The organism is Lentzea roselyniae (assembly GCF_039537795.1).
Taxonomy (GTDB): domain Bacteria; phylum Actinomycetota; class Actinomycetes; order Mycobacteriales; family Pseudonocardiaceae; genus Lentzea; species Lentzea atacamensis.
In genome coordinates this window covers 1-19,931 of record NZ_BAABBE010000060.1, presented here as the reverse complement: position 1 = coordinate 19,931, position 19,931 = coordinate 1, and the positions used below count along the sequence as shown (strand labels likewise).

Annotated in this window: 10 protein-coding genes; all 10 read right to left on the bottom strand. The window is 67.8% G+C overall.

Going from position 1 to position 19,931, the window contains the following annotated elements:
- Positions 1-230: 230 nt before the first annotated feature.
- The 10 genes from ABFX45_RS44100 to ABFX45_RS44055 all read right to left on the bottom strand — a co-directional run bounded on the left by ABFX45_RS44100 (position 231) and on the right by ABFX45_RS44055 (position 19,352).
- Entirely contained in the window at positions 231-3,548 is a 3,318-nt protein-coding gene (locus ABFX45_RS44100) for a right-handed parallel beta-helix repeat-containing protein (RefSeq protein ID WP_346137098.1), read from the bottom strand.
- A gap of 14 nt (positions 3,549-3,562) precedes the next feature.
- Positions 3,563-6,229, bottom strand: coding sequence for a hypothetical protein (locus ABFX45_RS44095; protein ID WP_346137097.1), 2,667 nt, complete (start codon positions 6,227-6,229; stop codon positions 3,563-3,565).
- Positions 6,230-6,234: 5 nt separating this feature from the next.
- Entirely contained in the window at positions 6,235-7,575 is a 1,341-nt protein-coding gene (gene eccB / locus ABFX45_RS44090) for a type VII secretion protein EccB (RefSeq protein ID WP_346137096.1), read from the bottom strand.
- Between the two features lie 7 nt (positions 7,576-7,582).
- Positions 7,583-8,998, bottom strand: coding sequence for a type VII secretion integral membrane protein EccD (gene eccD, locus ABFX45_RS44085; protein WP_346137095.1), 1,416 nt, complete (start codon positions 8,996-8,998; stop codon positions 7,583-7,585).
- 37 nt (positions 8,999-9,035) lie between these two features.
- Positions 9,036-13,019, bottom strand: a complete 3,984-nt coding sequence (eccCa, locus tag ABFX45_RS44080) for a type VII secretion protein EccCa (RefSeq protein ID WP_346137094.1) — start codon at positions 13,017-13,019, stop codon at positions 9,036-9,038.
- A 37-nt stretch (positions 13,020-13,056) separates the two neighbouring features.
- Positions 13,057-16,422, bottom strand: a complete 3,366-nt coding sequence (locus ABFX45_RS44075; protein WP_346137093.1) for a mediator complex subunit 15 domain-containing protein — start codon at positions 16,420-16,422, stop codon at positions 13,057-13,059.
- Positions 16,423-16,552: 130 nt separating this feature from the next.
- Complete coding sequence (locus ABFX45_RS44070) at positions 16,553-17,248, bottom strand: hypothetical protein (RefSeq protein WP_346137092.1); 696 nt, start codon at positions 17,246-17,248, stop codon at positions 16,553-16,555.
- 115 nt (positions 17,249-17,363) lie between these two features.
- The gene (locus ABFX45_RS44065; protein WP_109638747.1) at positions 17,364-17,657 is read right to left on the bottom strand and encodes a WXG100 family type VII secretion target; all 294 of its coding nucleotides are present in this window, start codon (positions 17,655-17,657) and stop codon (positions 17,364-17,366) included.
- A gap of 48 nt (positions 17,658-17,705) precedes the next feature.
- A complete protein-coding gene (locus ABFX45_RS44060; RefSeq protein WP_346137091.1) occupies positions 17,706-18,050 on the bottom strand; it encodes a WXG100 family type VII secretion target in 345 nt (114 codons plus the stop codon).
- Positions 18,051-18,470: 420 nt separating this feature from the next.
- The gene (locus ABFX45_RS44055) at positions 18,471-19,352 is read right to left on the bottom strand and encodes a DUF2199 domain-containing protein (protein ID WP_346137099.1); all 882 of its coding nucleotides are present in this window, start codon (positions 19,350-19,352) and stop codon (positions 18,471-18,473) included.
- Between the last annotated feature and the right edge of the window lie 579 nt (positions 19,353-19,931).

Sequence of the window (19,931 nt, the reverse complement as noted above, 5' to 3'; positions counted from 1 at the left end):
GGATGAAGACCCAGTTGAGCTCCTCCGGAACGGTCATGTTGCCGTGAACAGCCATCAACCGCCCCCGTCAACACGAAGGGAACCCGACCAGACCATTCGGCCCAACCAGGTTCCCAAGCCGCCCATGTCACTTCTCCAGTTCGATACCCGGCGACGCACCCTCTCCCGAGCGCTCTGACTCACATCGGCTCTGTCGCACCACCGCGAATGGCGCTCTCCATCAACAATGATCACCCCACCGAAGCCAGACCCTGGCCGGCCTGGGTGCCGCGCACCGTGTCGGACGGGAGGTCGGCCACGGCGAGCGTGCGGGATGCAGCCGTCCGGGCCAGCCTGCGGGCGAGCTGATGTGCCGGGTGGACGGTCTCGCGGTCGGTCGTGCCAGCGAGCCGTGCGGCGATGGCGTCCCGTACCTCGTCCGGCACCTCGTGCCCGCACCGAACCAGCTCGCGCACCGCGAGCTGGGCCAGTTCGTCCACCGAATAGGGTGCGAGATCCCATCCTTCTTGGAAGCAGTCGGACAGGATCCGCACCTTCTGGAACAACCACACCAGCCGACTTTGCTCGCCCAGCACGACTACCGGGTCCGCTGCTCCGCGCAGCATCCGCCGCGCGATCAGCTCGACGACCTCAAGCCCGTTGTCCGGGTCCAGATCACCGTCGACGTCGACCACGAGCACGCCTCCCTCGGCGTCCTCGAAAGCCGTCCGCACCAAGCTTTCCGCCTGTCCTGGCCACTGCGACCGCAAGTCCGCGGCGACCGACCTGTGCACGACGTGCCCGGCCCGCACCACCTGCAGCTCCGACAGCGCCTGCGTGTAAAGCCGCGCGATCTCGCTGCGGCCGCTGCCGCGCCTGCCCCCGATCACGACGTTGGTCGCGGTGCCCAACGCCTGGTTGGCCTGTTTCGCGGTGGCGAGGCGCACCAGCTTCGCCCCCGCCGCCTCACGAACGGCGGCCTGCCCGATCATCGAATGGAACCGCCGCCAACCGACACTCGCCTGCACTGCCGCCAGCGGATCGAGATCACCGCTACCTCCGGCGGAGCCGCTCTCCACGGCCGACTGGAGCAAGTCCAGCTCGGGCTGGAGATCTGCCGCGGTGAGACGGTTCAGCTCGGAGTCCTTGGACGGCGGCGTCATGGCGAGCCGGGAGGCCTGGTTGTTCACCATCGCCTCGAACAGCTTGCGCGCCACGCGACCATTGCCGAACACCGAGTTCTTAGGCACCCGCTCGAAATACTCGGTGAGTGCCTGCAGACCGTCCTCGGTCAGCTCGTAGTAGTGCTTGCGACACAGGCCGACCGTGATCGTGACGAGCTCGTCCACGCTGTAGTTCGGGAACTCGATGGTGCGGGTGAACCTGGACGCCAGACCGGGGTTGGATGCGAGGAACTGCTCCATCAGCTCGGAGTACCCGGCGACGATGACCACAATGGACTCGCGCTGGTCCTCCATGATCTTCATCAGCGCGTCGATGGCCTCCTGGCCGAAGTCCGGGCCGCTGCCACCGGATCCGGCGGACAGCGTGTACGCCTCGTCGATGAACAGCACACCGCCGATGGCCTTCGTGACCACCTCGGTGGTCTTGATGGCGGTGGAACCGATGTACTGGCCGACGAGGTCCGCCCTCGCGACCTCGACCATGTGGCCCTTCTCCAGAATGCCGAGTTCCGCGAGGACCGTGCCGTAAAGGCGGGCGACGGTCGTCTTACCCGTACCGGGAGGACCGGCGAACACCAGGTGCCGCGACATCGGCGGCATCGGGAGTCCCATCTCCTTGCGGGTCTGGGACATCTTGATGAGGTTGATCAGAGCGGTGACCTCGCGCTTCACCCCGCTCAGACCGACGAGCGACTGCAGTTCGGCCAGCGGACCCGACAGCGGGCCGTCCAGCGCCGCTTCCTGCAGCGCAGAGGACGCGGCGGGCTCGCCGCGGTCGGCCCGCGCACCCATCACGGCCGCCACCGACGCCGTCGTCGCCGGCACGGCTCCGGCCATCTGTGGCTCCTCGATCGTCACCCGGTCCTCGCCGAAGCGGCGCACGTCGACGCCACGGCTCTCGCGCACCACGCACCGGCTGAGCAGCACCGGCTCTGCGGTGTTCAGGCTGATGCCATCCTCGGCGCTGCCGACCACCTCGCACTCGGTGAGCGAGCCGCCCGCACCGGACGAGAAGCTGACACCGGTGCGCTTGGACGACATCACGCGGCACCGCGTGAGCTTCGCCGCGACACCTGACCGCAGGTCCATCCCGTAACCACTCGCACCGACGAACTCGCTGTCCTGCATGGAGAACTGCGTATCCGAAGCAGACAGCCCGCCGCCGCGCACGAGCAACGAGGTCAGCGTGGCGCGGGCACCGCCGCCGAAGAGGATCGCGGCCTCCGCGGTGGAGTTGATCCGCATGTCCGAAGCGTCCACTGAGGATTCTTCCGAGACGTCGAGAGCGGTGGCGGACGCCGAGTCGATCTCGATGTCGGACAGCCGGATGACGCTCTTGCCCACGGTGACGAGCCCCGAGCCGGTGCTCGAGCCGACGCGCAGTCCTGAGAAAGCGGCGTTCGAGTTCGCGCCCACGTGGACCGCGGTCGTGGCGATGCCGTCCATCTTGATCCGGTCGAACCTCGGTGAGCTGCCCTCGTCCACCGCGATGCCAACCGGCGATTCACCGACCTTGCAGTCGGTGAACCTGGGCGAGGAGGCACCGTTCACCTGGATCGCGTTGCGGCCAACCCCGGTGAACGTGCAGCCGCTGAACACCGGCTGCGACGCGCCCGCGATGTGCGCGGACTGCACGGCCGCACCGTCGAACGTCGAGTCCGAGACCGACATCTCGCCCTTGCTCATGAGGTACAGGTCGACGGTCTGGCTCCCGGTCACCTTGAGCTGGGACAGCTTCAGCTCGCCCTGCTGCTCGGCCACGACCGCGGGCTTGGCCGCGCCGGTGATCTCGCACTGCTCGGCCCGGATCGAGCCTGAACCGTTGGCGCACAGTCCGTTGCCCTGCGGCCGCTCGATGACGCAGCGGCGCAGCACCATGACGCCGTGCTCGGTCGCGACCACAGCGGACGATCCGACATCGACGATCTGAGTGTCCTCGATCGTGCTGACCGAGGGCGAGGACGTCACGACACCGGCACCCCCGGTGCTCGTCACGCGGCACCCGCGCAGCGCGACCGCGCCGGTACCCCGCGCGTACAGCGTCGCCCAGGACGAGCCGCCGACATCGCAGCTGTCGAACGCGGCCTCGCCGCGCACGACGTCGATCCCGGCCAACTCCGAGTCTTCGCACCGCAGCACCAAACCGTTGAGCTGCACGGCCTCCGCGCTCGACACGAGCACGCTGCCCTGTTTCGCGACGATCTCGACAGTGCCGTTCCCGCTTTCCGCGGAGAGCGTCACGATCTTGCTGACGACCAGGTTCTCCTCGTACCGGCCGGGAGCGATGGAGATCATCGCACCTGGGAGCGCGCTGCTGAGCGCAGCACCGATCGACGAATACGTACCCGGTCGGTCACCCGCGACGACGAGCAGTTGTCGGTTCATCGGTTCACCAATCCTCATGCCAAACCGGGCAATGCGCCGAAACGATCCGCGGAGACGGGGTCGAGCTGGACGGAAGGAGCGCTCTCCGCCCACTGTTCGATCTGCCTGCGCAACGAGTTCAGCGCGAGCTCGTCGAGCGAGATGCGGTTCGGGTCGACCCTGCCCTCGGCATCGATCTCGATCGAGGTCAGCTCGCGCAGCAGGATCCGGCCACGTCCACCGTCCGTCTGCGGTTCGGTCATCTCCAACACCTTGAAACTGGTGCCTGGCACGAACAGCACGCGCTCCAGCACGCCATCGGCGCCCTCGAGGAGCCGCGTGCGCCGCGCGGTCATCGACCACACCAGCACGTCCACATCGCCGGCGCTCTCCACCGCCGGTGCCGTCAGTGCGTGCAGAAAACCCCACTCCGTGAACAGCTTGTGGTTGCGGTAGAGGTCCCACTGGCCGGGCGTGAGCGAAGCGGTGAACACAGCCGGCCCCCGGTGTGACGGCAAGCGGCTCAGTCCTGCCACGACGCAGCGCGCGAACGGAACGTGCGGTCCGACTGCGCCGGTGCGCAGGGCGTCGTCGACGGCCTTGCCCCTGGTGGTCAGGTACAGCTGCACGGCGACCGCGTCAGTGATCACCTCGGAGGAGCCGTTCGACAACGCACCCTGCAATCCGGGGTGCTCCGACAGGATCCGCGCGACCGAGTTGGACATCACGCCGAACTCACCCGCCAGGTTCCGACGCAGCCACGCTCGTTCGTCCTCGATGCCCCGCTTGGGCAGCAAGCCGGTCGCCTCGGGCGAGGGAACGGGCTGCAGCCGGGCGATGGCCGGCGCGGGGACGGGCACCGCGACGGGTTCGGGCGCCGGGGTCTCGGATTCGGCGGCAGGTGTTCCGATCGGCGGAACCTCCAAACCCCCTCCGAGACCTGGAGGCCGGACCGGTGCGTCGAAAGCGGCTGGAGAGGACTCGAGCACCGGAGGCGCCACCGGAGCGGAAGGCGCGACCGGTGGTGCCGTAGCAGCGGAAGACACAACCGGTGGTGCCATAGGAGCGGAATGCGGAACCGGCGCCGCCACCGAAGCGGAAGGCATGATCGGAGGCGCCATCGGGCCGGACGGCGGAGCCGGGGGCGACATCAGAACATCGGCAGAGGGAGGCGCGGAAGGCACCGCGATCTCCGGTCCTGCGGCGACCTGCACCGTCGCGGGCTCCGCGCCGACCCTGCCGGGCTGCGTCCAATCGGGTGCCACGGGCTCGGCGGCGGCCTGCACGGTGGGCGCACCCACCGCTTGGATCACGACCGTTCGCTCGGTGGGGGCGTACAGCGACGCGACAGGCGCCTGCTCACCGCTCTGGAAGATTCCACCGGAGATGGTCGTGCCGGGGAAGAGCCCGGCCGACGCCGGCGAGAAGTCCGGCTTGGCGTGTTCCCTGAGCACGCCCCGGCCACTCAGCACGCGGCTCATCGTGCGGACCGAGTTGCTCAGCCTGTGCACCAGGTCCTCGGCCAGGAACCTCATGCGGTCGAGTTCGGCGTCGTCCTCCGCGTCGTACATGACGTTGTGGGTGACGGGATCCGCCGGGAGGGACCTGATGGCGTCGACGCTCTTCGTCGCCATCAGTGGGCGGACGAGCAACCCGGACTGGATGACCTCCACCACGGCGTCGACCGAGTACCAGTAGACGCCGGGCGAGATCTCCTGGCTGCCCGGGACCGGCGCGCGATGCGACACCACGGACGGTACCTTCGGCGCTTCCTCGTCCGAAAGACGCGGCTGGTAGGACATCTCACGCGCATGGGCGTGCCAGCCGAGGCTGCCGTCATCGCGGACGGTGAAGATCTCCGGTGCGGCCGCTGGACCTACCGGCATGCCGGAGTAGAAGACGATCTCCCGGCCGAGTGCGTCTGCCAGCACTTGCCCCAGCTCGCCCCTCGGCACCGACATCGGCCCGAACTGGACGAAGCGCACACGGGCGCGCACGTTCTCCGGCAGCACACGCCACATCAGCGCGACATCGTCCACGCCCAGCGGAACGCCGCCGGGGCTGCCGAGCACCACAGTGATGTGCTCAGGCTGAAGAGGCATGGTTTCGACGAGCCGCTGCCGCTGGCGTCGAAGCTGTGGGTTGTCGCCGATCGGCCGAATCCAGATTCCGCTGGGCAACTGCTCGGCGAGGCCGCGCGCACTGGTCGGAAAGTTCTCCTGCACGATGCCGCTTTCCCATGAGGGCTTGGGAAACCGCTTCGAGTCGAACTTGGGAGGCTTGCCGGGGGTGCAGCGCACCCAGCCGCTGTTGCCGTGTCCGGAGTGGACGAGCAACGAGCCACCCGCACCGCGCACGACTTGGCCGTCCGGGACGAGCACGGTGCGCTTGAGCCGTTCCGCGAGCCAGTGACCCGCCAGGGCCGCGGTTTCCCGCGAGCGCCCGCCGATCACGAGGCGCACACCGCGCCTGCGCTTCGGCAGCACCTGGGCGACCGACTCCCACATGGAGATCGGGGAGCTGGCCGGGAGGTCGACGACGACCAGATCGTTCTCGGTGTCCGCAGTAACGGTGAGCGCGAGATCCTGCGCGGTCTTCGTCATGTTGCCCACCGGGTACACCACGAGGGCGTTGCCGATGGTGTGCTTGGTCAGGCCGTTGTCACCACCGCCCGAATCCCGGTTGCGGGCCAAGATCACCATGTCCGTCACCCTCCCTGTTCGACGATCACTGCGCCACGCATGAGGGCAGGGCCCTTCGGGATCGTGGACAGCACTTCGGTGGGCATCGGAACCGGCTGCACACCGCCCAGGCCGAGCGCCTGGATCGAGTCGTTGTCCGGAACGAGGAAGCGCTTGCCCCGTTCGGTGATCAGGTACCGGTCCGGCGTCTTCTGGCCGCTCGGGAAGGGCAGCTCCGCCACCAGCATGCCCCGGGTTGCGGGAACCGAGACGCCGGCGGGCCGGCGCTCGGCGGCCGGCACCGTCACCACGCGGGTCGTCACTTCGGCGCCGTCGCCCTCCTGGCGCAGACACGGGCGGCCCGCCGTGTCGTCCAGCAGCTTGCTGCCGACGACATCCGGCAGCCGGGTCAGCATCGAGCGGTCGGACGAGAAAGGCGCGGCGAGAATCGACTGCGCGTCGATCTCCACCGGGGATTTGCCCGGTAGAGCCCGCAGCAGCGCGAACTCGGTCGCGGACAGCGGTGCTAGGCCGTTGTCGGTCAGGACGTAGCGCTGTTCGGTGCCGTTGCCGGGGCTGTGGGTGAACAGGTCACCGATCCGGCGCGGGGCGCGCGCGACGTCCTTGCCCGGCTTCCCCGTGCCCGGGATGGCCGCGGGAGTGAGCGCCGGGCCGTCCGGGACGAGGCTCAGCATCACGTCGGGCACCGGCAGAGGCCGTGCGGCGGCGAGTCCGAACACCACGAGCGAACTGACGTCCGGGATCTGGTACTTGGTGTTCTTCCACACGACGTAGAGCTTGCCCGCGGCGGACTGCACCCAGGCGTACCGATCGTCCGGAATGGACTGGAACTGCTCGCCGGAGTCGAAGTTCAAGGCGACACCGGGCTTATCGGTCCCGGACTGGACGACCGGGCACAGCAGCCACGACGGTGGCAGCAGCTCCTGAGGACGAGGCACGACGTCCGGGGCACCGAGGATGCCCATCTGCGGTCCGCGGGGCAAGCCCGCCAGCGAACTCCGCGAGATGGTGGTGACCTTGTTGCCGCTGCCCTGGATGAGCATCGCGGAAGCGAGGTTCGGGGTCGCTATCAACATCCCGTCGGCGTAGACGTAGCGGGTGCCGGACTCCTTCTCGACGAGGATGACGCCCTTCTGCTTCCACACTGTGTTGCCGCCGGGCACGATCAGCCCGTAGACGCCGAAACCGATGACGATCAGAACGGCGAGGATCACACCTATGACCAGACCGGAACGGCCGCGCCTCGTCGGAGGGTCCATGTTGCTCGGATCGCCGACCGTCAGGGCGGTCGTCATCCGCTGCATCAGGAACTGATAGGCGTGGACGTGGTCCTTCTGCGTCTGCATCGGTGGCTCACCCGCCCAATCCGCGCGCCCAGGCGTAGACGCCCAAGATCTGAAGCAGGACCGGCACGGTGGCGGCCGCCGTCAGCGACTCGAGCCAGTTCGCCCGCTGCACCCAGAGCGGCACGAGCCGCCTGGCTGGCGGACGCAGGACGGCGAGCACGAACGAGATCAGCGCCACCAACACGACCGACAGCACGACCAAGCGCCACACGAGGGTGAACGACTCGCCGTAGACCATCACGAACTGGACCACGCCGATCACTCCGGCCGCGACCAGCGCGATCCGCTGCCACGCGTTGAGGAATCCGCCGGAGCGGACCAGCGCGGAGAGGGTCACCAGTACCGCCAGCGTCGTGGGAGCCCAGCCAGGCGCCTCGTACAGCGTCAGGTAGCTGAAGCTGAACACGAGCGCCGCGATGACCATGAAGATGGTCAGGTAGCGGTCGGCGTTCCTGGTCCGCTGGATGACCTGCTCGGCGTCGAGCGGGTCGATGTCGGTCTGCAGTTCGTCCGCGGTGCGCGGCAACTGCGGTCCCCGCAGCCGCGCCATCCTGATCACGAGCCTCGGCACGCCGACGAGCACGGCCAGCGCGATCACCGAGTAGACACCGGCAGCGCTCGCCGGATCCATCCCCATGTCCACGTAGGCCCGCATGGCCAGGAACGCGGTAATCCCGATGCCGAGCAACAAGCCGATCACCATGACCGGGAGCTTGGGCGCCCACAGCACGGCAGCTCCGATCAGCACTACGGAAGCAAGGGCGAGGACGAACCCACCCAGTGCGACCGAGTCCGGATGGAGTTCGAGCGCCGAGGCGACACCTCTGGACGACACGGCACCTGCGAGACTCAGCAGCACAAGGCTGGGCAACGCGAACACCAGCGCGAGCGCCTGGTCGTCGACCTTGCGGGACAACGGGATGGACGCGCCGGCGAGCAGCACGCCGATGACGCCGGTCGTGATCGCGGCAGTCAGCCTCGTGCCCGACTGCACGGCCAGCGCGGCCATCACAGCCATGGCGCTGACGCTCAGCGTGAGGAAGAGCCAGCGGGTGAACGCTGGCTTCCAGCGGTCCTTCTGCCTGCCCAACGCGGTCGCCATGCCGTCGGCGATGTCGTCGAACGCCAGCTCCGGCAGCGGATTGGTGGCCGGAACGAGGTAGAACGTCTCGCCTTCCAGCCACTCCAGGCTCTCCGGGGTGCCCTCGGGATCAAGAGGGGGCTCGCCCAGACGCTGCAGCACCCAGGACCGCTCGCCTGTGACCTGGACGCCGCTGACGACGTGCTCGTTCGGATCGGTCGTGTGCTGGAGCAGCACAGGCAGAAGGCCCGCCACGGAGATCGAGACGGGCACCGCCAGGTCGGCGCGGCCTGCGGGGCCGAACACGGTGATGCGGCACAGTTCGGCCTGCCTACTGGTCATGACGACGTCAGCTTTCTCTTGGTCCAGTCCGTTCCGTTCACCACGACGCACCGCCTGTCTGGGAGCCGGCGCCTGAGGACATGTAGCCCGTCTGCACGAGCCTGACGCCCTTTCGGTTCACGAGCTGCGCACGGCCGGGCACCAACTTCCGCGGCATCGCCTCGCCGAGGAACTTGCCCTCCTCCTTCGGGTAGGAGAAGACGATGCCCGGCGTGCCGAGTTCCCACATCCGGCGGACCACCGGGTCGCTGAGGGCGCGCATCGCACCCGACGTGCTGCGTGCAACGATCACGTGCAGTCCGATGTAGACACCTTGGGCGAGCACGGGCAGCAGCGCTTCGAGCGGAGAGCCCAATCCCATGCCGAACAGCTCGTAGTCGTCGACGACGAGGAAGAACTGCGGTCCTTCCCACCAGTCGCGCATGCGCAGCCGGTCGGAGCTGACGTCCTCGCCCGGCACGCGTCGGGACATCGAGACCGCGGCCTTCTCCACCAGGTCCTTCAGCGTGTCACCGGTGATGGCATAACCCACTCGGTATGCCTCGGGCACCACGGCGTCGAGCTGCCGGTTCGGATCGCCCAGCAGGATTTTCGCCTGGTCCGGCCCGTAATGAGACATGATCGACTGAACCACCAGGCTCAGCATGTTGGTCTTGCCCGTTTCGCTGTCACCGAACACCAGCATGTGGGGCGTCTGACCGAAGTCGTGCCAGACCGGCTCCAGCCGCTGCTCGTCCAGTCCGATCGCGATCCGGATGTCACCGTCAGGCCCGGGCAGGTCCGTGAACGGCAGCACGGCGGGGAGCATCCGCACGGGCGGGGCGGGCGGACCCGGCCAGAACGTCGCCACCTCCTCTGCGAGCGACTTGGTGGCCGCCGCGAGGGTTTCGGTGTCAGAGCTGCCGTCCATGCGCGGCAGTCCTGACAGGAAGTGCATCCCGGCAGGGGTGAGGCCGCGGCCGGGTTGCGACGGCACGGTCTGCGCCTTGCGCGACCCGACCTCGGACTCCATCGGGTCACCGAGCCGCAGCTCGAACTTGCTGCCGATCACGTCGCGCAGCGCCGGCCGGATCTCCGACCAGCGAGTGGCGCCGATCATCACGTGTACGCCGAACGAGAGACCGCGTACCGCGAGCTCGTTGATCCGCGGTTCGAGGTCCGGGTAGTCCTGCTTGATCGTGTACCAGCCGTCGACGATCAGGAAGACGTCGCCGTAGGAGTCGACGATCTCACCCTTGCGCCGCAGTTCCCGGTACGCCGCCATGGACTCGAGTCCGCGATTGGTGAAAACCGACTCGCGGTGCTCGACCAGCTGCAGCAGTTCCGCGATGGTGCGGACGACGCGGTCGTGCTCGAGGCGGGTCGCGATGGAGCCGACGTGGGGCAGTCCCGCCACGGACATGATGCCGCCGCCGCCGAAGTCGAGGCCGTAGAACTGAACCTCTGCCGGGGTGTGAGTCATCGCCAGCGAGAGCACCAGGGTGCGAAGCAGTGTCGACTTGCCCGACTGCGGAGCGCCGACCACGGCCACGTGGCCGTCGGCGCCGGAGAGGTCTGCGACCATCAGTTCGCGCACCTGCTCGTACGGCCGGTCGATCATGCCGAGCGGCGCGCGCAGCTTGCCCTGCATCGTCTGGTCCTCGACGTTCATGCCGCGGAACGGATCGGGCAGAACCGTCGGGAGAAGCGAGTCGAGGCTCGGCGACTCCGCGAGCGGCGGCAGCCACACCTGACGCGCGGCGGGGCCGGCGCCCTTGAGCCTGTTCATGAAGGCCTCGGCCAGGCTTGTCGTGTTGGCGGCGGTCGCGGGGTCGGTCTCCGCCTCGGTCTCATCGGCCTCCTCCACGTCCTCCGCGATCAGCTGACGCACGGGGCGGGCGTGGGTGAGGAACGGGACGACCTCCCGGACCGCTTTCTCCTCGATGCCGGTGTCGGCCTTCGGTTGCGGTGCCGGTCCGGACACGTAGGCGCCCTTGAACCGCACGAGGTTCGACTGGTCGATCTTCAGGTAGCCGTTGCCCGGCTCTGACGGCAACTCGTAGGCGTTCGCGACGCCGATGACGCTGCGGGACTCCATCGAGGAGAAGGTGCGCAGCGCGATCCGGTACGAGAGGTGGCCCTCGACCCGGTGGATCCTGCCCTCGTCGAGGCGCTGGGAGGCCAGCAGCAGATGCACGCCGAGGCTTCGCCCCAACCGGCCGACCGAGACGAACAGGTCCATGAACTCCGGCTTGGCCGACAGCAGCTCGGAGAACTCGTCGACCACGAGGAACAGCGTGGGGAACGGCGCCAGCGGCTCGCCGGCGGCCCTCGCCTTCTCATACTCGAACAGCGACGGGTAGCCGCTCACCCGCAGAAGTTCCTGACGGCGCAGCATCTCGCCGTTCAGGGAGTCCTGCATGCGGTCGACCAACGGCAGCTCGTCGGCCAGGTTGGTGATCACGGCGGACGTGTGCGGCAGCTTGTCCATTCCCAGGAACGTCGCGCCGCCCTTGAAGTCCACGAGGACGAAGTTGAGGATCTCCGAGGAGTGCGTCGCGGCGAGCCCCAGCACGAGGGTCCGCAGCAGTTCGCTCTTGCCGGAACCCGTCGCACCGATCACCAGGCCGTGCGGCCCCATACCGCCCTGCGCCGACTCCTTGAGATCGAGCTCGACGACCTCGCCCTCCTCCGTCACACCGATCGGCACCGACATGCGGGCGCGCTGCGCGTTGCGGGGCCGCCAGAGGTGGTTGACGTCGAAGGTGTTGACGTCGCGGATCCCGAGCAGGGTGGTCAGCTCGAAGTCGGAGTCCAGCGAGCGCTCGACGAGCTCGACGGCACCGCTGGTGCGCTTGGGGGCCAGCGTCCGGGCGAGCACCTCGGACTCGACCACGCTCAGCTCGTCGCGCGACGCGCTGCCCGTCGCGTCTCCGGACGGGAACTCGATCCGGTCCTCGGCAGCGGTCAGGCGGAGCACCTTGGTGCCACCCGGCAGCATTCCGGTGATGTCCAGCAGGACGACGTTGCGCAGCCCGACGTCGAACAGGCGGGAGGACCCGGGAATCGCAGCCAGGTGCGCGACGACCACGACGAACGGCTCGGTGCCTCCCGGCGCGGCGGACTTGTCGTGCGGCCCGCGGTCGGTGACGTCCTTGCCGAGCAGGTCCATCAACTCGTCGTGGTCGCAGGCGAGCATGCGCACGGGACCCGCGTCGTCACGGGCTGTCGGATGCGCGTTGTGCGGCAACCACTTGACCCAGTCCCACTCGCCCCGGGTCGCCTCGGAGGTGAGCACCGCGATGCGCAGCTCGTCCGGGTGGTGGAACGTCACGAGCTGCGCGATCATGGCGCGAGCCAGGCCGAGTGACGCGCTCAGGTCACCCGCGAACTCGATGCTGGTGAAGCTGCGCAGCCCCACCGCGATCGGGATGCCCGAAACGGTGTTGTAGGCCTCGCTGAACCGCCTCAGCGAGATCGCCGAGAGCGGTTCGAGGTCCTCGATCGGTTTCGTGGTCGGCGGTACCAGCTCCAGCGCGGCGTGCTGGGTACCCAGGCCGATGCGCACGCGGGCGAAGTCTTCATGGCTGGTTCGCCGCTCCCACAGCCGTGAGCCGGTGGCCACGTACCAGAGCCACCCCGGTGCGGGGTTGTTCCAGAGAACCGCGGCGCGCTGCTCGTCGGCCGTGGCACGGGTGCGGGCGCGCATCTGCCCGATGTAACGCAGGTAGTCGCGCCGCTCGGCCGCCATCTTCTTCTTGCGCTCGCTTGCTCCCCTGCCCATCTGGCCGAGCCCCATACAGACCATGGCGATCCCCATGCCGCCGCCCATGACGTAGGTCATGGGCGAGCTGCCTCCGGCACCCGAGAACGCCAGGATCATGACCATGGAGCCGAGGCCCATGGGCAAGGCCGTCATCATGGCGCTGAAGTCGTGCGCGGCCGGCTCCGCGAGCACAGGGGGTTCCTGCAGCTCGATGTGCCCGGTCGGCATCTCTGGTCCGACGGCCCTGGGGGGACGTTTGACCGTCGTGGTCGCCATCAGACACCCTCCTTCCGGTTCCGCGCGTTCTCCGTCGTCATTCGAGGACTCCCACTGGCCGGTGAACCTTGGATCCGCCCCACGCCGAACCGCCCTCGTTGAGCAGGTCGGCCGCTGAACGTTCCTCCGGCTCGCCGGCCTCGTCTTCCTCCTCACCCACCCGCTCGGCCTGCTCCGCCAGCGCGGCCAGGTAGGCCTCTCGCTCGTCCTCCGGCAGCGTGTACTCGTCGCCGCACGACAGCGGGGCCACGAAACTGTCGACGACCGTGGGCTTCTCGCCGGCCCTTCGGCGCCGATAGGTGGCGTGCTCGATCGCGGGCTCCGGTTCGGACTCCCACGGCTCCGAGGACTTGAGAGCAATGTCCAGCGGCTCTTCACTGTCCCAGCCCGACCGGTCGGACTTGGCGGTGACGAGCGGCATCACCACGCCGGGCAGGAGGAAGTCCGCCGACCCGCTGTCCCACGCGCTCGTGTCATGAACGGCTTCGTCCGGCTGGACGACGGCAACCAGGTCGACTCCGGGCACCGGACCTCGGCCCTGAAGCTGGACACCGGCACCGCCTGCGGCTCGGTCTACCTCCTGCTCCACCTCGATGTCGCCGTGAGGGAGCTCGGCGCCACGCGGTTGCGCGAGACTCTGTCCGGCCGGGCTGGTGCCGCCTGCCGAGTTGGTGCCGGACGCAGAGTTGGTGCCGGACGCCGGGCTCGTGCCAGACACCGGACTCGTGCCTGCTGCCAGGTTCGTGCCGACCACCGGACCCGCACCCGCCGTCGGGGCCGTGCCCACTATCGGACCCGTACCGACCACCGGACCCGCACCCGCCGTCGGGGCCGTGCCCACCATCGGTCCGGCGCCCACCACCGAGCTCGTACCGGCCACCGGACCCGCGCCCACCAGCGGATCCGCACCGACTGGACCCGGCACCGCTGGTACTGCCGGGCCGTGCGCAACCGCAGTCGTGAAGGCGGTCGCGGCCGGCGGCACGGCGGCCATCGGCTCGTCCGGTACCCCAGGCACGGCTTCTGGGCTCACCGCCCACCCCGCCGGCGCGGCCGCGGGCGTGACGATCTCAGGCTGAGCGGCCGGGATCGCACCGACCTGCTCCGTTCCCGCACCAGGCCGGGCAGGTTCCCAGGCACCGGTGTTGCCGGCGAGCAACGCGGACGACTCGGGTCGTCCCGCACCCGGCGGCGGTGCGCCCGGAGCGGGGGGAACCACCGGCGGCGGCACGACAGCGCCGCCCGTCGGCGCCGGGTCTGCGGCCAGGTTCGCCCATGCCTGCGGCTTCGGCGCCGGCGCCAGCAGATCGGAGCTGCCACCGACCTCGTCCGTGTCGTCCGAACCGGTCCACGGCTCGTTCAGCCCGCCGAGCAGACCCGACGAGTCCGGCCGCTCCGGAGCAGCACCGGGCTGACCACCCGCACCCGGAGGCATCATCGGCGGCACACCAGCACCACCCTGCCCACCCGGCACGGCAACATTCGCGGCAGGAGCCGTCGCCCACTCCTCGGGCTTGCTCACCGGCGCCTCGGTACCACCCGGCTCATCGACCGATGAGGGCGAATTGCCCTCCCACGGCTTCTTGGCACCGCCGAGCAGACCGGACGAGTCCGGCCGCTCCGGAGCTGCACCGGGCTGGCCGCCCGCACCCGGAGGCATCATCGGCGGCACACCAGCACCACCCTGCCCACCCGGCACAGCGACATTCGCGGCAGGAGGCGCCGCCCACTCCTCGGGCGTGCCGACAGGCGGCTCGGTACCACCCGGCTCACCGACCGGCGGCGGCGAGCCGCCCTCCCACGGCTTCTTGACTCCGTTGAGCAGACCCGACGAGTCCGGGCGCTCCGGAGCAGCACCGGGCTGACCGCCCGCACCCGGAGGCATCATCGGCGGCATGGCGCCGCCTGCCTTGTCGTTGCCCGTGTGCGTCCCGTTCGGCACGTCGACGTTCAGCGGCGGCTTCGACAAGTTCGTGCCGTTGCCGTGGCTGTTGCCACCGCCCTCGACACCCGGAGGCGGCGAAGCGTGCAACGCCGGAGGCTTCGGCAGATTTGTGCTGCTTCCGCCGGTGTTGTTGCCACCACTGCCGGCACCGGGAGGCGGCGAAGCGTGCAACGCCGGAGGCTTCGGCAGATTCGTGCTACCCGAACCAGTTCCGCCCGGCTTGTTACCGCTACCACCGGTACCCGGCGGCGGCGGGACGTTCAACGCCGGAGGCTTCGGCAAGTTCGTGCTACCCGAACCAGTTCCGCCCGGCTTGTTACCGCTACCACCGGTACCCGGCGGCGGCGGGACGTTCAACGCCGGAGGCTTCGGCAAGTTCGTGCTACCCGAACCAGTTCCGCCCGGCTTGTTACCGGCACCACCGGCACCCGGCGGCGGCGCGGCATTGAGCACCGGCGGCTTCGAGATGTTGTTCCCACCACCACCGCCACCGGCACCACCGGCACCCGGCGGCGGCGCGGCATTGAGCACCGGCGGCTTCGAGATGTTGTTCCCACCACCACCGCCACCGGCACCACCGGCACCCGGCGGCGGCGCGGCATTGAGCACCGGCGGCTTCGAGATGTTGTTCTCGCCGCCACCACCGCCACCACCGCCAGTACCGGGAGGCGGCGGAAGTTTCGGAGCCGGAGGCGGGTTCCCGCCACCGGCACCACCGGCACCCGGCGGCGGCATGTTCGGGAGGTTGGGAGGTGGCCCACCCGCGCCAGGCATGTTGGGCGGCGTCTTGAAGTCACCGGCGCTCGGCGGCGTCACGGTGTTGGTGTTGAAAACGTACTGAGCGGCGAGGACCCGGATGACCTTCTTCATGTCCTCGGTCAGCTGGGCCACAAGCTCGGGGAAGTCCGAGATCCTCGCCAGGCCGTTGGGCATTGAGCTGCCGGCTGCACGAACCCACTTGGCGTACTCGCCGTCGATCCACACGATCGACTCCTGGGCCCACTGCAGATAGTTGCCGCTGTTCCACAGCTGGGCCGGCACGTTGTTCGTGCCGACCATCTCACCGCCGTTGATCTGCTCGGCCTTGGCCCTGAGCTTCGCCGCGAAGAGGAGGTTCATCTCCCGGAAAGCATCCGCGCCGGGGCTCTTCCATGCGCCGTCCTGACCCGCAAGCGCTTCGGTCTGCTGCCTGATGTTCTCACCGACGTGTTGAAGAGCCATGTAGGCACGGTTGAAGACGACCGAGGCCCTACGGATCGAGTCGGGGTCCGCGAAGGGCGTGCTGGTGGGAACGGAGCCGGACGGCGCCGCCGAGTAACCGACGACAGCTGCACGGATCTGCTTCCAGTCCCAGTTCTCGTAGTCCTTGTTGTCGGTCAGGTTCGCGGTGGGGTCCGCGAACACACCACCGTTCGGACCGGTCTTGAACCCATCTTTGTCGTACACCCCGGGAGGCATCGAACACTCACACCTTTACTGAAGACAGGCCGCCAGCGCGGCGATGCCTGGCAGACACCGGAACTGCTCACCGCCAGATCGACAACGTCGGGTCCACCGGGACCGGCAGATCACGACCAGAGCGGACAGGTCAGCTGGCCCCGCCCAGAGGCAGGTTGTCCACCTTGGCCCTCACGGTGCTCACCATTTCGGTGAACTCCTTCGCGTCCAACTCCGCGAGCTCGCTCGCGGTCTTGTACTTCTGAGCGATCTCACGACACCTTGCAGCGATTTCCTTGATGATCGTCTCAGCTTCAACGAAGACCGCACGAGTCGAAGCGAGCAATGTTGCGCTGCCCTGCCCGCCCGAACCACCGAACACCTTGGCCTTGAAGTTGTTCGCGGCACCGAAATTGCCGGCGCCGAACCCGCTGGCAGCGAGATCGTCCAACTCCTTGATCGAGCTCGTGATCACCGGCAGCAGCGTCTCGATGTTGACCGCGTACGTATTGATCGCGTCGACGCTGATGACGTTGACACCCTTGCCTGGGGTCTCAGCGCCGCCAGGCACCTTTGCCGCTTCCGGGAAAGGCGGATCAGATCCCTTGAGGGGATCCCACGGGTCGCCCTGCTCCGCGCTCGAGGGGTCTGGTGTCCAGCTCCCATCCGGCTTGCCCTCCGGCAACGGAGGCTTGTTGCTTTCGCTTGGCTTGTCGTACATGCCGTACATGTGATCAACCTCCTTCTCTTCGTTGAGCTCGGTCAGCGAACAACCAGACATGGTTGCCGGTTTCTTGCCCGAAACCACATCGCGGCAACGATCACGAACGCGCGCGATCACAGGCATGCCGCCCTACAGCAGAGCGGCATGCCGTAGCCGGGTGGAGCTACCCTCCCGGCTGCGCTCCGAACACGAAACCGCGCGGCCTGCTGTGCGGACCGACCGAGTTCGGCGCGGACGCTTACCAGCTCGCAGCGACGTTTGCTTCCGTGTTCTGCAGGCGGCGCGTGATGCCCTCAAGGGTCTGCGAAGCGATCACGAGCGATTGGGGCATCGAGGCCGCGGCACCGTCCCAGCGCGCCTTGCGCGCCTCGTACTTCGGCTTCGATTCAGGCGTCTGCCAGGCGCGCAGCGAGGCCTGGAGATCCGACGCCAGCGCGTCCAGCTCGGACTTGATCCTGAGGTTCGCATCCATCATCTCTGCGGCGACGCCCTGGTTGATTCCGCCGCTGAAGGTGTAGGTGGGCTGAGTCATGTATTCATTCCCTTCTAGTGATGCAAGCTGTGAGGAAGGTGCAACGACCTACAGACCGCTCAAGCCCGTCGCAGCGGTGCTGTTCATCAACCTGAGGCCCTCTTCCGCCTCGGCGTGCGTGTTAGCGGCGGTCGTACCAACCGTCTGGGCGCCCTGGCGCATGATGTTGATCATTTCGTTCAGCGCCTGGTTGATCGTGTCGACGTTGTCGTACCAGCCCTTCATCGCCATTCGGTACGTCGTGGCCGCATCGCCGGTGAATGTGCCGAACAGCCGGCTGACCGAGGCGTCGACCTGCTCCTTCTCGGAGTTGACCGTTCGCAAGGCCTGCTCCATGCGCGCAGCAGCAGCCTCCATGCCCTCTTTAGTTACCGAGTTCTCGGCACTAGTCATACAACTCAACTCCTCAATAAAATCTCACGAAAGTCGTCGACCAATTCACCAAACGAGAACGGACTCACTGAAACAACATCTGTGGAAACAAACCCGACGAGTTGCCCGGTGAAGGTCGAACACTGCGGCACGACATGAGCAGCAGATGCTGCCACTGCTCACGCTTTGGACGTTAAGCTCCGGAAAGACCCCAGGCAAACAAGACTGCCCCTACACATGCCGGCGCCTGCCCTTCCGCACATCGCCTATGCGTCTCATGACGTAGCCCAGTCACCAGCGTGGACACGCTCTCACGGGTGCTGGCGCCCGCACCCAGGAAGTCGCGGATCCGGAGGGGTCTCAGCCAGCCGGAAATCCGCGTGTCGAAACAAAGCCGCGGAAGATCAGAAACCTGGCGACGAGATGGGCCGGTGAACGTCCTCAGCCGTGGTGGCGAACCGAGCGCAGTACGTGCATCGCCCACCGATGGTCGTCCGGATCGCTGTGAAAAACGCCGAGGCTCAGCGCACTCCCCTGACGAACCACGTGGGCGTAGAAGTCGTGCTGCGGACGGCCATCGACCTCTGTCTCCAGCCAGAAGGCATGGGTGACGTCGTCAGCGGTCGAAGTGACCAGCACTTGGTCGTGGGGGATCTGTGGCGCGCGGTCCAGCAGTTCACCGAGGAACTCACCAGGCGGACGCAGCTGCGCGTCAGTCAGCACGTCAACAAACACGGAACGGCCCGGCGCCGCGAACCGCCACCCACCCTCGTTCAGCCCGGCCGCCATGCCCTCGCCGCGCTCCACACTCCAGTGCTTGCCGACCCTGGCGCGGATGGCCACCGGAAGCGGGTCCGGGAACCAGTTCAGCACCAGATCACGGTCCCACGTCTCTGCCAGCACTCGGCGGATTGCCACGTGGTCGGAGTTGACGATCGTCAGGGGCTCGTCCATCGAGCGAACGGTGGCCATGACGTGCGCGCCGTACGTCGGAGTGGTCCACGGTTTGAGGTCGTTGGCCAGCGTGCCGTGCAGAACCAGTTCGACCCAGGCGGGGTCACGCCAGGCGGAGGACGCGCGCTGCAGGTCCTCCTCGCCGATCTCCATCCACGTCAGGTACATCAGCGTGATACCGCCGCTTAGAGACACCGGCAGCTGGCAGCGCACGAAAGTCCGGCCGGTGCTCACCCTCAGGAACGCCGCGTTGGGGTTGGTCTCCGCGCTCGGTTTCGCGCCATCGGGAAGAGGCACCGTGAGATCGATGCGCCCAGGATTGCTGATCACGGCGCCACAACAGGCGCATTGTTCCACCGGTGTTGTCATCACATCCTGAAGGGTATTCCGGGACAACTCAGCCGCACTCGCTCAGTACGTACAAAACTTCGGATTGCCCAGGCGGACAGAAGAAGGTGCCCGAAAACGCATCCGCCTCGACCCGCCCATGTCGCGGTGCGATCCCTCCGAAGAACTGCGGATGCCCATGTGTCCACGACGGCTCAGTCCCGCAAACCGAGGAGCACAGCCGCGACAGACGGTGCCCGGATGGGTTTCGCACACCTCGCCGCCCTTCGGCTCGCCGGGTTGCACAACAGGAAAACACCGCCATATGCGGTCACTCAACGTAGTCGAGCGATCCTGCACCACAACATCAGCGTGGCTATTCGCTCACAGACTGCTGCCCCACCATGCCACTCAGCACTGCTGAAGATCGGCGTCTCCGCAGGTAGTAGCGTCGCTGTAATCACATTACCAAAAGTTGTTCACCACAAAGTGATCATTGAGGTGATCTCACCAACGGAGATTCTCGCGCTGAACGCCTGACGTGCGCGGGAGCGCGTGGCCGTGCGTCGCGACGGGTTGCAGGGCCTGGAAGAAGAAGGACGGGGAGTCCTGGTAGGACTG

Excerpts from the sequence above, each read along its gene's own strand:
- eccD (WP_346137095.1), bottom strand. The coding sequence starts at position 8,998 with ATGACCAGTAGGCAGGCCGAACTGTGCCGCATCACCGTGTTCGGCCCC.
- ABFX45_RS44060 (WP_346137091.1), bottom strand. The coding sequence starts at position 18,050 with ATGACTAGTGCCGAGAACTCGGTAACTAAAGAGGGCATGGAGGCTGCT.
- ABFX45_RS44055 (WP_346137099.1), bottom strand. The coding sequence starts at position 19,352 with ATGACAACACCGGTGGAACAATGCGCCTGTTGTGGCGCCGTGATCAGC.
- eccB (WP_346137096.1), bottom strand. The coding sequence starts at position 7,575 with ATGCAGACGCAGAAGGACCACGTCCACGCCTATCAGTTCCTGATGCAG.
- ABFX45_RS44065 (WP_109638747.1), bottom strand. The coding sequence starts at position 17,657 with ATGACTCAGCCCACCTACACCTTCAGCGGCGGAATCAACCAGGGCGTC.
- ABFX45_RS44075 (WP_346137093.1), bottom strand. The coding sequence starts at position 16,422 with ATGCCTCCCGGGGTGTACGACAAAGATGGGTTCAAGACCGGTCCGAAC.
- eccCa (WP_346137094.1), bottom strand. The coding sequence starts at position 13,019 with ATGGCGACCACGACGGTCAAACGTCCCCCCAGGGCCGTCGGACCAGAG.
- ABFX45_RS44100 (WP_346137098.1), bottom strand. The coding sequence starts at position 3,548 with ATGAACCGACAACTGCTCGTCGTCGCGGGTGACCGACCGGGTACGTAT.
- ABFX45_RS44070 (WP_346137092.1), bottom strand. The coding sequence starts at position 17,248 with ATGCCTGTGATCGCGCGCGTTCGTGATCGTTGCCGCGATGTGGTTTCG.
- ABFX45_RS44095 (WP_346137097.1), bottom strand. The coding sequence starts at position 6,229 with ATGGTGATCTTGGCCCGCAACCGGGATTCGGGCGGTGGTGACAACGGC.